Source organism: Massilimicrobiota sp. An80 (assembly GCF_002159255.1).
GTDB classification, from domain to species: Bacteria; Bacillota_I; Bacilli_A; order Erysipelotrichales; family Coprobacillaceae; genus Allocoprobacillus; species Allocoprobacillus merdigallinarum.
This window is the reverse complement of sequence record NZ_NFHI01000059.1, coordinates 1-12,545: the sequence shown is the minus strand read 5'-3', so window position 1 is coordinate 12,545 and position 12,545 is coordinate 1. Positions and strand designations below refer to the sequence as shown.

The 12,545-nt window shown below is 27.9% G+C and carries 12 protein-coding genes; 4 read left to right on the top strand and 8 right to left on the bottom strand.

From position 1 onward, the window contains the following. The 6 genes from B5G32_RS14010 to B5G32_RS14005 form a co-directional block, all read right to left on the bottom strand. The coding region (locus tag B5G32_RS14010; RefSeq protein ID WP_204209730.1) for a hypothetical protein at window positions 1-235 on the bottom strand (235 nt) is incomplete at its 3' end. 717 nt (window positions 236-952) lie between these two features. Then, entirely contained in the window at window positions 953-1,459 is a 507-nt protein-coding gene (locus tag B5G32_RS12225) for a helix-turn-helix domain-containing protein (protein ID WP_087305345.1), read from the bottom strand. A 132-nt stretch (window positions 1,460-1,591) separates the two neighbouring features. Next, window positions 1,592-1,801 carry a hypothetical protein gene (locus B5G32_RS12220; protein ID WP_035400590.1) on the bottom strand — a complete coding sequence of 70 codons (210 nt, stop codon included), beginning with the start codon at window positions 1,799-1,801 and terminating at the stop codon, window positions 1,592-1,594. A gap of 186 nt (window positions 1,802-1,987) precedes the next feature. Then, complete coding sequence (locus B5G32_RS12215) at window positions 1,988-2,422, bottom strand: cytidine deaminase (protein WP_087936803.1); 435 nt, start codon at window positions 2,420-2,422, stop codon at window positions 1,988-1,990. Between the two features lie 212 nt (window positions 2,423-2,634). Beyond that, window positions 2,635-3,681, bottom strand: coding sequence for a virulence RhuM family protein (locus B5G32_RS12210; protein ID WP_087298208.1), 1,047 nt, complete (start codon window positions 3,679-3,681; stop codon window positions 2,635-2,637). Between the two features lie 27 nt (window positions 3,682-3,708). Continuing rightward, window positions 3,709-3,885, bottom strand: coding sequence for a hypothetical protein (locus B5G32_RS14005; RefSeq protein ID WP_164483560.1), 177 nt, complete (start codon window positions 3,883-3,885; stop codon window positions 3,709-3,711). Between the two features lie 337 nt (window positions 3,886-4,222). Between B5G32_RS14005 and B5G32_RS12205 the strand changes: the two genes are divergently transcribed. Together B5G32_RS12205 and B5G32_RS12200 are read left to right on the top strand one after the other, a co-directional pair. Beyond that, window positions 4,223-6,280, top strand: coding sequence for an ABC transporter ATP-binding protein/permease (locus B5G32_RS12205; RefSeq protein WP_087936802.1), 2,058 nt, complete (start codon window positions 4,223-4,225; stop codon window positions 6,278-6,280). Then, on the top strand, window positions 6,252-7,946 hold the full coding sequence (locus tag B5G32_RS12200) for an ATP-binding cassette domain-containing protein (RefSeq protein WP_087936801.1): 1,695 nt from the start codon (window positions 6,252-6,254) through the stop codon (window positions 7,944-7,946). Before B5G32_RS12205 ends, B5G32_RS12200 begins: the two co-directional genes overlap by 29 nt. A 336-nt stretch (window positions 7,947-8,282) precedes the next feature. On the opposite strand, the gene B5G32_RS12195 is transcribed toward B5G32_RS12200, so the two are convergent. Beyond that, window positions 8,283-8,768, bottom strand: a complete 486-nt coding sequence (locus tag B5G32_RS12195; protein ID WP_087936800.1) for a DUF3800 domain-containing protein — start codon at window positions 8,766-8,768, stop codon at window positions 8,283-8,285. Window positions 8,769-9,590: 822 nt separating this feature from the next. Further along, window positions 9,591-9,866, bottom strand: a complete 276-nt coding sequence (locus B5G32_RS12185; RefSeq protein ID WP_087936798.1) for a hypothetical protein — start codon at window positions 9,864-9,866, stop codon at window positions 9,591-9,593. A gap of 479 nt (window positions 9,867-10,345) precedes the next feature. On the opposite strand from B5G32_RS12185, the gene B5G32_RS12175 reads away from it, so the two are divergent. Both B5G32_RS12175 and B5G32_RS13855 read left to right on the top strand, forming a co-directional pair. Continuing rightward, window positions 10,346-11,047: a LytR/AlgR family response regulator transcription factor gene (locus B5G32_RS12175; protein ID WP_087936796.1), complete on the top strand. Its 702-nt coding sequence runs from the start codon at window positions 10,346-10,348 to the stop codon at window positions 11,045-11,047. 1 nt (window position 11,048) lies between these two features. Continuing rightward, window positions 11,049-12,281 carry a hypothetical protein gene (locus tag B5G32_RS13855; protein WP_087245716.1) on the top strand — a complete coding sequence of 411 codons (1,233 nt, stop codon included), beginning with the start codon at window positions 11,049-11,051 and terminating at the stop codon, window positions 12,279-12,281. Window positions 12,282-12,545 lie beyond the last annotated feature (264 nt).

Here is a 12,545-nt window from a genome sequence, read left to right as displayed (position 1 = left end):
AAAAACAGGTATTTTTCTTACCCTTATTATTTTTGATAACTCTAACGAACATAGAAGCACCTTCTTTCTTAACTACATTATACAACAAAAGTAAAGGAAATAAGATAATAAATAGATAACTATACTTAACTACAAGTAAAAAAGACACTCTTTTATTTCCAAAAAAATAAAAAAGAGCCAACTTACTAAGTTGACTCCATTGGTCATGATGAAAATCATGGCTTTTTATTTGCATAAATTTAACTGAAGTTAAATTATAGGTAAAAAATAGATATAACCATTAATTTTCAAAACTGTACCTAATACTTCTTCTTGTTGAGGTATAAACAAACTTATTTTTTGAATTTCTTTTAAATAAACGCATATATCTATAACCTCCTCACTAATAAAAATAAAACAGAGAAAAGTCATAAGACCTTCTCTGTTTAAAAACTTAAATCTACCAACTAAGGCTATGGTAACTCCCTTTTACTGGTTCCAACTCAGGCTATGGTCCTCCGTTTTAGAGAAGAATTATCTTCTATAGACAATATAACATAAATAAGTTTAAATTTCCATAATATTATATGTTTAGATATAATTCTTTTCATATTATAGTATATAGCTCATGACTCATATTTATAATTGTTTTCTTATTTTATTACATTTTTATTTTAGTAAAAATAGTTGATTTAGTAATACTCATGAGACAAAGACTTCCTGAGACGATTACAGACTTCGAGAGTTGCACACAAATTTTTTTCATCATTTTCTAACTGATTTTGTGAGACTCTAGGAACTATAAAAACTCAAAAAGGCTTGATTTTTCAGCGAAATTTGGGATGCAGATTCAAACGAAGAAGCTTGTAAATAAGTACAAAAAATACAAAATTTTAAAAAGTACTGATTTTATGATCAGAATTTTTTATGCAATAACTTGTTATCATGTCATTAATCTATAAACTGGAAGTTGTCACTGCCTTTTAAGTAAACGCTGTTTGAAGGCTTCTATTCTTTGTCCATAACGACTTGTAAAAACAATACCGCATAAAATCATTCCGATTGCGGCACCTTCGGCAAAGTTTGAAACTCCATTTAGAACTGCATTATTATTTAGTTCCGTATGGCTAATCAAACTTGCCACAAACCAAAAGATTCCCCCTGCCAGTAAAAGTAAGTGTACACGCTTCGTATATCGCTCTGTTCCCGCATTCATGTACTCTGCCGCTTTTAATACTGTTTCTTTTGTTTCTTTATCCATATTCTCGTTCTTCCTTTCTCCATCAATGAGTTCTCGAAAATCTACCTCATAGAAATCTGCAAGCCCAATGAGAATATCCACATCCGGCATATTGTTTCCGTTTTCCCATCGTGAAACGGTTCGGGAAGAAACACAAAAATGCTCTGCCAGTTGTTCTTGAGTCAACCCTTTGTCCTTGCGAAGGTATTTAAGAAATTTACCTATTTTTTGCTGGTCCATCCGCAGTCCTCCTTTCGCAAAAATCATAACAGAGCCACATAATAAATGCCACGACACAAAGCGAGAATTGCCGCAATTTAAGGGTAGACACATCATGTCTACCGGGATTTAATTGGGAAATTCTAATTTGTATTACTTTGAACTTTTCTTTTTTATTTTAGCAATGAACAAGACAAATGATAAAATTAACCAAGCAACAAATCCTACTTTAAATCCTACAAGCCAAGTATTTTCATAACTTAATTTAAATAGTATATCTAAAATTTTCATTGTTGTTGTTGCACATAATAACATCACAACTAAAAATAAGATTTCTAAAATTATAAACTTTATTTTTTTCATAATAGCATACACCTCTACAAATTCTAATTTATCTATCTGAACTACTTTAAAAATCAAATAAATTAAAGAGGAAATAATATTTTTTTGTAAACATCTATAAAACTTTATTTTGAATCATTTTCCTCATACCAGATTTTTTACTTGATTGCACTTTTTATATTAAAATATGTTATTTCGAAATTGATTTCAATCCTCAAAATGTTCTAACTCATCACTAGGATATGCTCCTGACCAATGATATGGCTGCAACTCATGTAAAGGAACAAAAAGTAAAGAATTGTCTTGTGTAGTGACTGCCACTTGCACATCTTCTCCCCAAAATCTAAGTCGCTCTTGACATATCCCACAAGGAGATAAAACCTTATAAGGAGAGTTCTCATCATCACGTACAAGACACATACAATGTGTAACCTTTTCGTTGAATTTATGTGCTTCTAACATTGCACCTGTTTCAATACACAAAACGGCTGAAGCATTAGCAGTATCTATACTAACACTGGTAAAATAATGTCCATTTTCTGTATGTACTACACCTGCACCTCCCCAACCTTTGGGATATCTTTTTTCAATTAGCTCAACAGCTCGTCTGTACATTTCTTTTTCTATATTAAAGTTTCTCATACAATCCTCCTCAAATTTTCAACTTGTTTATTACTTTTTAAATAATTTTGAAAATATAGATTTTGACTTATTTTCCAAATCATTATATGTATCTATAATAGTTGTTTTTTCTATTGCTTCTATATTTTTCAGCTTAGAAGACCACTCCAATGCTTTATTAGAAAAGCCATGATCTTCCCAATTTTTAAAAGCACTCAAATATTCTAATTTAACTATTCCTTTATACTTTCTTCTAATTCTAATAAATATCTATCATAATCAGAGATAAATTGTTTATCTTGAATAATACGATACTTCTCAAATTCAGTTTCTGCTTTAGTTTTTGCAATTTCTGCAGTTATTTTTCCTGCATCTTTGAGAATTTCACGATCATCAGCCATTAAAAATAAATCTAAACGTTTGCTCCAATCTTCCATAGTCATTGGGATATGTCTTTCTGCACGATCTTCTGCTAAATCAAGATACGCAGATACAATACGTTCTAGTGATCGCATTTCCTGTTCATTTAAATAATTTTTAGCAATACTTACATCACTTTTTACAATCTTTCCTTCTGGAGCAGCTGCCCATGTTGTAAGACCCATATGTTCTTTTCTGGCATCTGCTCTTTCATAAATCAGCTCAGCTGCAGTATGTCCATGCACTGCATAGTGCATTTTATTTTGAACCTTTGCAAAAAATTGTTTGGTTGTACTTGCTGTACGGTCATAATCTAGAGAAGTCGCATATATATCTGTAATCTTTTGATAAAATCTTCGTTCGGATAAACGAATTTCACGTATCTGCTCAAGTAATCGGTCAAAATATTCTACTGTAAGTACAGAGCCTCCATTTTTAAGCCTATCATCATCTATTACCCAACCTTTAATAGTGTAATCTTTGACAATATTATTTGCCCATTTTCTAAATTGTACAGCACGTTCATTATTTACTTTAAAACCAACAGCAATAATCATCTGTAAGTTATAATGTTTTGTATTTCTTCGAACTTCACGCATTCCCTCAGTTTGAACTATCCGAAAATTTCGGATAGTTGCTGATTCTTCTAATTCTGAATCGGCAAACACTTTTTTTATATGATCATTTATTGTACGTACATCAACCCCATATAGAACAGCCATCATTTTCTGTGTCAGCCATATATTCTCATCTTCATAGCGCATTTCAATGCTATCTTTCTGATTCCCGATAGAAGCAACATAGGTAAGATACTCTGCTGCACTTGAACGAATATTAATTTCATTTTTCTTTTTCGTCAAACTAAATACCTCCTATAAAATTAGAATTTATATAAAACTTTTTTTCAAACCTTTTTTAAATACTAAAATTGCTTTTGCTGTTCCTGTAATTGACATAGTAACTAGCTCATAACCATCTTGTAACATTTTATTTGCTTTTTCTTCTACTTTTTGTGCCATATCATCAGCTTTTGGAGAATACTCTATAACAACTGCTTTATACATTCTTCCACCTCCTAATCTATCACAAATAGTAATTTATCTATATTCTTAATTATAACATATACTATCATTTGATATCATATCTAAATAATAATTTTCATCAATAGAGTGTTCACCCAAAGTTTTCTATCGGATCTAACACGAACAATAATTCCTTTTTCTTTCAATAATTTTTTAATAAAAAATAGTTTTTATTTCTCCATATTAGCCATATATTATACAGCTAATAAGTCATAAACAAAAATATAATATATATTTTTATATTTTAACAAAATAAATAGTATAATAATTCTATTTTTGATAAAATATTAATAGAATTATTGAAAGCGTGGTGCATAGAATGAAATTAACTCAAATTACAAAAGTTTATCATAATAAAAACAATGTTATTCATGCTTTAAAAGATATTAATTTAATGATTCCAAATTATGGCATAACATATATCATAGGACCAAGTGGTTGTGGAAAAACAACACTATTAAATATCATATCTGGCAAAGATACAGATTATGAAGGACAAGTTGAAAACTGTGGTCTTGTTGAATGTGTCGAACAAAATCTCAATCTCATAGAAAACATGAGTGTACTTGATAATCTGTTATTGGTTAATAATGATCCAAAAAAAATAATAGATATGTTAAAACATTTTGAATTAAATGATTTTATGGACTCTAAAGTTAAAAAGTTATCAGTAGGTCAGAAAAAAAGAATACAGATTATTCGTTCTTTACTGGTAGATTGTGATTATCTTATTTGTGATGAACCAACTTCAGCTCTTGACTATGAAAATAGTCATCTTGTTATGGAATTATTGAAAGAAGTATCACTCAAAAAAGGTGTTATCATTGTGACTCATGAATTAGCCCTCATAGATGAATACACTGGACATGTTGTTCATATGGGAAAAGGTATTATTGAAGATAGCAATTACGATTATCAAGATGAACCTAGAATCCTAAAAAAAGATATTTCTTTACATCATATAAAAGAACATTTTTCTATGATTATAAAGACAATTCAGACAAGATATGTATCTTTACTGGTTAAGATATTATCTATCCTTTTGATTGGATGTTTTGTCTTTGTTGGTGTATCTTTGTTCCCTTCTCTAGATCAGATGATTCATCAAAATGGAAAATGGCAAACACATGATAATCTCATTATTACCCAAAGTCGAGACCATCAGATGTCCTCAAAAACTGGTGATTTATATGATGATCAAGATATTCAAATTGTCAAGGACAATATCAATGGTGTCATAGGATACCAGTTTGGTTGGCAAGCAGCACAAGTGAATTTTAATTCTGTATTTTATCCGGAAATGTATATTGATGATATAAGAGAAGCTATATCAACAATGAAACCAGAAGATCAAAATAAAGATTTTTATCAAACATGTTTATCCATATTAGAAAATGATGTCAAACTGTATGAAAGCGAAAGTGGCCAATCTTTTCCAAAAGATATTCCTTTATACATGGATTATCGAAATATTGAAACATTTCAAGATGGAGAGTATGGTTCTGTTCTTGATTTAGTTCATTTTTCTGATTATGGATTCAAAGTCCAGTTTTATCAACTGTTTAAAGGTTGTCAAATAGATTTATTAGCAGGAAGAATGACGGAAAACAATCGAGAGGTTGTCATTTCACAAAATCTTGCCTTAGAACTTTATAAGGCAAAACATTTAGATAGCATGGAACAGCTCATTGGCACGGAAGAAGTCTTGAATATGAATCGCCCTGGTCTATCTGAAGAATTCAAAATTGTAGGCATTGCTTATGCTCAAAACAAAGATGATTATATGATCTTTTTACAAGAAGGAACGATGGAAGATTTATTAAGTGATCACCATATTACTAACAAGGATAAAGTCAAATATCTTTATGTATCTTTTATCAGTGATGTCCAAGAGGATGAAACAGCCATTGCTGAAAATATCAATCAAACATTAAACAGTAATAAAAGTGAATTTGTTGTTTATACAGATTCCATCCTAGCTGATGAGCAGGCCGCTGAAAATCACCAAACTCTCTATTTCTATTTGCTTGTTGGTGGTGGATTATTTGCATTGACAGTCATCTATATTCTAATACTATTTTTCGATAGAAAACGTTATCGAAAAGAAACTTATATTTATAAGCATTATGGTTATCAGCCATTCATCATTTACGGAATCATTATTGGGTTAAGTCTACTTACTGCTTTTGCTTTACAGATGATTTTCTCTACAATTCTCTACAATTTAATGAATACTATTGCTGCTCAATTCGGTTATCCACTTCTTTCATCACATAGTCTTTTATCATACCTTTTGACTTTCTTTATTACAGCAACTCTCATTATCATCATAGAAGGAGTTTATTATTATGCAACTTGCACTTCAAAACATTCATAAATCATTTGGAAATCATATTGTTTTTCAGAATCTATCTTTTGATTTTTCAAATTGTGGATTTTATCTTTTATGTGGAAAAAGTGGGAGTGGAAAATCAACATTACTTAATATTTTAGCTGGTTATGAAGAGATAGATAGTGGTCAAAGAATTATAGATAAGGATATTCATATAACAAGTATTTTTCAAACCTATGAACTTGTTAATGAATTGACAGTATATGAAAACTTAAAGATGTTAGAAGATATATATAATGAAGATGTTTCTATGGATTCAATCATGCAGCAATTAGGCTTGCAGGAAATCAAAGATCATTATCCATATGAACTTTCTGCTGGTCAGCAACAAAGAGTTGGTATTGCAAGAGCTCTTATGCAAAAACCACAAGTTATTATCTGTGATGAACCAACTGAATCGTTAGATATAGAAAATAAAAAAATTGTTCTGGATTTACTTAAAAAACTTTCAAACCATTGTGCTGTCATTGTTGCATCTCATGAAAAACAGCTGATGATGGAATATAGTGATTACTGCTATGAAATAAAAGATTATCAACTATATTGCATTTCATCATCACAAAACGATAAACTTCAAATATCCCCAAAACCAAATTACAATCAACAATCTATTCGCTATTATTTCCATAAGATATTTCATAAAAAGATGACCATCATGTCATTGATACTAACATGTCTCATTCTTATAGAGATTGTATGTGTACAAATTGATTATTCTTTGTTCATGCAGGAACATGGTCATGATGCCCTTAATTATCAAAGCCTATATATTACAGATTATACATCTTCTCTACAAGATATAGAGAATAACCATCTGTTGATTCCTTTCCAACCTTTAGAAATCAATCATCAGCTAAAAAAAGTCAATGTTTATCCATGTCCTGATGCTTCACGAGTTCATGATAATGAAATTATTATCAATGACAAGCTTGCTAAAGCTCTGCAACAGGAAATTGGTTCAACTATTGAATTATCCTATCAGTTACAAGAAGAAAGTTACCCTCTAACATTCATTATCAAAGAAATCATTGAAGAAAAGGATGTCAATCAAATGCAGATTTATTACTCATATGATTATATGATCAATAAATTAAAAGACACCCCTTATTCCTTAAAATATCCAACTCAGTATGATCTATTAACCAGTGAAACTTTATCCTATGAAATTCTCATTAACGGTGATGTCGATCAGGTATATGAGCAATACAGCAATCAAAAAAACATATCAGTCTACCACAGTATTCTTACAGATTGGATAATTCAACAAAAAGAATTTCATTTTTATCATATTATCTTTGTCATTGTAGAAATATTATTATTTGTGATGAACATATGCTTTTTGTTTTATGATATCTTGAAAAATATGAAGAAAAACCAAAAAAACATCTCAATCATGTATTCATTAGGAATTCCATTATCATTATTGAAACAACTATATTTAAAAAAACAAGTCAAAATATTGCTATGTTTTCTTACACTACCAATAATTGAATGTCTTATTACCTATGTATGTGGCATTGATGAATCATTAGTAATGATACTGTTTATACTTGGAATAATGCTTTTATATATACTTGTTTTAAAACTAAGATTGAATGCTTTAAAAGTCACACACATATCAACAATACTTAAAATATCACAAGATGAATAAGGCATGATATTCTCATTAAAAATCTAAGATACATATAAAGAAGTTCTGTTTTTATCAGAACTTCTTTATTTTTTGATAATCCAAAAACCCACAACCGCAAGTTATTTTAAATTACCTAAAGAAAAAAGGTATGATTCCGCATCAATCTGCACATCCAGCGACAAGACGCCAGAAAATCATACCTATAAAGAATATACTCTTTTTCTACTTAGAATATACCATTATTGTTAAGTTATATCAACATAATGTTCATATGGTTTTCTCATCAAACTTCAATAATGTTATTCTCAATAAGAGAATAGAAATCGTTTTCCTTTTTCGATTTATTTAGCCTGATTACAATGCATAAATTATCGGCTCATTTCTAGAATCACACGGAATAATTGATAAAACATTAGAATGCAATTTTATGGTATTGATTATATTATCTTCAAAGTCTGGTTTATTAAATGTGTCAAAAATAATAGATATATCCTGATCAATTGAATTAACAATTTTATTTAACAGAAAGATATACTGTTTTTCTTTGTCTTCCTGTTTAAATGACTTATCCTTTTTAATGTATGAAGCAAAATACACATTGTATTTCATATCATTGAGTTCTTTTAACATCTTTATCTTTATTTTCTGATAATGTCTATCTAATAGAACACCCTTAAATTCTAAAAATATTTGTTGTTTAGTTTTTTCAGATAACTTCATAGTCTTAATCTTTTTTTTAAATCTTTTATAGGTCATATCTGTCATAGACTTAGATACGGTCAATAAACCAGCAACAATAAAATAATCCTCACATTCAGTTTCATCAACAAATAATATCATTATATGGTTTCCTCTTTCTTGTTAATAGCCTTTTTACATTTTATCATTTATCGTTCTGCATTTCTATATAAGCTGCTGAATTGTGTATCATTTTGTCTTTCATTCATTGATTTCATAATGTCTCTCATCTTCAATGAACGATTTTCTATCCCTTCATAAAGCCTCACCTCCTTTCGTAATTTCTTAATTTCTTTGGAAAGACTATACACATCTCTTTGAAGTTTCTCTTTTGTATCAGGATTTTTACAACGTCTGATTTTGTTGTAGACACACTTTTGTTCCTTAATAAGTGATTCCAGTCTATTCTTGACAATTGACTCTTCCTTTTTTACATAATAGAGTTGCTTCCTTTGTTATTTGATCCATGTATCTTAAATCCTCCTTCAAAAAAAATGCACCTTTCTTTTATGAGGTGCATTCTTGGGCAATATTCCCATTTCAAACATATAATGGACATACAGGACACGAAATCCTGTTATCATTTTTGATTTTTTGATATTTCCCTGATAGTGATATATTATAGGTTTTGTTTTTTGTACAGTATTTTGAAAAGCAATATCATTATTGAAAATACGAAGCTTGATATTTTCTTCACTGTATGATTCATCTTTGGTGAGATTATAAAGTCCAAAAAATTTCTCAGCACTTTTTAGTCTGATGACTATATGCTTGACATCTATTTTGACTTCATATCTCATTAATTTTATAATATCTAATGAATTAAAGGTCATTGAATTAATGACAACTCAATTGAGGAAGCTAATAAATAAACATAAACAAATATAAGATTTAAAAAGTTCTAATTTTAATTTTTCATTTTAATTATTTTTTACTGTTGTCCAGTATATATTCTTCATATTGTTGCCTACCTTCTTTAACCAATTCAAGTCTATATCTATCTCCCGTCAACAATATACGACTCCATGTATTAATAGGGAATTCTTTTAATAGTGATGTTTGATATTGATCTCCATCGTTAGGTGTCCAGACTTTGTCTAATTTATATTGATCACCATTTTTCTTCATTGTTACTTTCATATAATCTAAATATCCATTGATAGAATTTCCATTATCTTCATACTGTTCAATGTAAAACATTCCATAAATATATATGCTTTATTTTTTAATGCAATTATTATCAACTGTATATTCAAAAGCATGGTGAGCGGATACAGAAAAGATGAAATTTATATCTTCATACATTCCAGGAGAATATTTGTTAGTCTCTATCATTGTTTCAAAATTATCTTTCACAGTACAATCTATCTCTTTAGACAATTCAACTGATAAACTCATAGAATTAACCATAAATTTATAATAATCCCTATAATAGCAATAATCTTAATTGATATAATTGTCGTTTTTTACTTTTTTCTTCTCGTTTTAATCTTCCTTGCAATCTCAATTATTATTTATCTAAATTTTAACAATTTCATATTTAACATCATGTATTTTGCTACCATATTCAGTATTGTAAACATGATTTTAGAGGTATATTTTTCTAAACATTCCTAAATACTATTTTATATTTTTAAATAATTTGTTATTATTTAATCATAATAAAGGGGTGTACTGTTATGAAGATACTTATTTACGATGATGATAAAAATGACATTAAACAATTATTAACATGCATTAACCATTACTTTAATCAAAAAAATTTAGATTATATAATAAAAATATGTACATCTACTCAAGAACTTTTTAATATTATTAAAGATTATGATATTCTTTTTTTAGACATTCAAATAAATAATACAAATGGAATAGATATTGGTTTAAAGTTAAATAATATATATCATGAATGTCGAATTATCATAGTATCAAATTACTCTAAATATGCAATTGAAGGATATAAAATACATGCAGATAGATATTTTTTAAAGCCTATTTCTCAAGAAGTTTTTAATATTGAAATGGAAAATATTGTTGAAAAATATTTAAAAAAGTATCTTGGTTTTTACGATGAAAAAATTGCTAATAAAAAAATACATTACAATGATATATTATATGTTGAAGTTCTTAATAGAAAAACATACATTCATACTCTCACTACCGAAATATATCCTACTCCTTACACCTTAAAGTATTGGTATCAAAAGTTACATAAATATGGATTTTCATATTCACATCAGTCATTTATAGTTAATTTAGAACATATAAGTGCATTTGGAAAAAATGAAATATATCTTATAACTGATGAAACTATTCCATTGTCTAGAAATTGTAAACATACTTTAGAAATAGAATTCACAAAATATTTACAAGGAGTTTTTTAAAGTGATTTTGATATTCATATTTGACTTATTATCTCTATCATTATTCAACTATCTTGCCCATAATTTTCTAACATTAAGATATAATCATAACATTAAATATATTATTTTTATATTGACCTATTTTTCAATTTGTTTACAAAATATCAATGGTATTAATTCTAATAAAGCACTATTTGTTTTAATCATCTATACATTTTATATTTTTATTCAATATACGGGGCGCCTTCTTACACATTGTTTTGTATTGATTCCTTTTTTTACATTTCAAATTTTTTCAGAAATTTTGGTTGGATTTATTTTAAGCAATGTATTCAATTTCTCAATACCTTCAAACATTTTAACATATTCACATTTATTAGGCTTAATTATTTCTTTTATTATGCTTTGCGTTTTTACAGTATCTTATATTAAAATATCAAAATACATTAAATTCAATAACCTTCCTAAGTATAGCTGGTTAATATTTATTGTACCCGTAATTACAATATTATTGATGATTGCAGAAGATCAACATCTCCATGTATTTAAAGATTATCCTCGACAATATAGAATTATAATAATTCTATGTATAGTATCCTATTTACTGACCATTGTTATTTTTATTATGATAATTAATACTCACAAAGTCGAAACAGATCTTAAAATTGAAAAGTATAAATCTGAAGCGTTGGATCAAAAATTCAGTTTGATGAGTCAACACTATTTATATAACTTTAATTTTTTACATGATCTTATTCATTCATACTCTGATATTTATCGCTTGTTAAACAATAAAGATCTTGAATGTGCTAAAATAGAGCTAAATGCACTTATGGATAAAACATATAAAGAATTTAATTCAATTTATTCAAATTCTATTGTTCTTAATTATTTATTAAATATGCGATTAAATAGTTTTAAAAGCAATCATATTGAATGCATAACTACAATTGAGGATGAAAAAATTAACATCATAGATTTTAATACTCAATTCTATTTTTTTAATTATATATTAGATATTAGTGAAAAACAAATCCAATTCATAGAAAAAGATGAATATAAAATTATAGCAATAAAGTCAAAAATGATAGCAAATAATCTTATTATTCAATGTATTATTCCATATGTTAATTTAAATTTAGAAGAATTTAAAAATAATTTATATTCTATATTATCTCAATATCATTGTATAATTGATATTTCAAAAGAACAAAAATTTAAAATTAAATTAATTATCAATTTTAATAAAACATAATTTGTTACTCATTATATAGGCAATCAAATTCTACTTGAATATAAGTAAGAATTTTGAGTATTTCACTGAAAAGATGACACTGTTTTACTCTTTTGATGACGTCATCACACTAGTGTGATGATAAATTAGTCATTATAGATTTGACTGAATATTTCGGTGCAACAGAGCCATGCTGATCACTGTTGAGAGCCACCCTGTCCGTTTTTCGGAGCCACCTATTTCGCTATGAGAGCCACTTGATAATAAAATTAAATAATCGAAAAC

Excerpts from the sequence above, each read along its gene's own strand:
- B5G32_RS12225 (WP_087305345.1), bottom strand. The coding sequence starts at position 1,459 with ATGGACCAGCAAAAAATAGGTAAATTTCTTAAATACCTTCGCAAGGAC.
- B5G32_RS12175 (WP_087936796.1), top strand. The coding sequence starts at position 10,346 with ATGAAGATACTTATTTACGATGATGATAAAAATGACATTAAACAATTA.
- B5G32_RS12205 (WP_087936802.1), top strand. The coding sequence starts at position 4,223 with ATGAAATTAACTCAAATTACAAAAGTTTATCATAATAAAAACAATGTT.
- B5G32_RS12195 (WP_087936800.1), bottom strand. The coding sequence starts at position 8,768 with ATGATATTATTTGTTGATGAAACTGAATGTGAGGATTATTTTATTGTT.
- B5G32_RS12185 (WP_087936798.1), bottom strand. The coding sequence starts at position 9,866 with ATGTTTTACATTGAACAGTATGAAGATAATGGAAATTCTATCAATGGA.
- B5G32_RS12200 (WP_087936801.1), top strand. The coding sequence starts at position 6,252 with ATGCAACTTGCACTTCAAAACATTCATAAATCATTTGGAAATCATATT.
- B5G32_RS12215 (WP_087936803.1), bottom strand. The coding sequence starts at position 2,422 with ATGAGAAACTTTAATATAGAAAAAGAAATGTACAGACGAGCTGTTGAG.
- B5G32_RS12220 (WP_035400590.1), bottom strand. The coding sequence starts at position 1,801 with ATGAAAAAAATAAAGTTTATAATTTTAGAAATCTTATTTTTAGTTGTG.
- B5G32_RS14005 (WP_164483560.1), bottom strand. The coding sequence starts at position 3,885 with ATGTATAAAGCAGTTGTTATAGAGTATTCTCCAAAAGCTGATGATATG.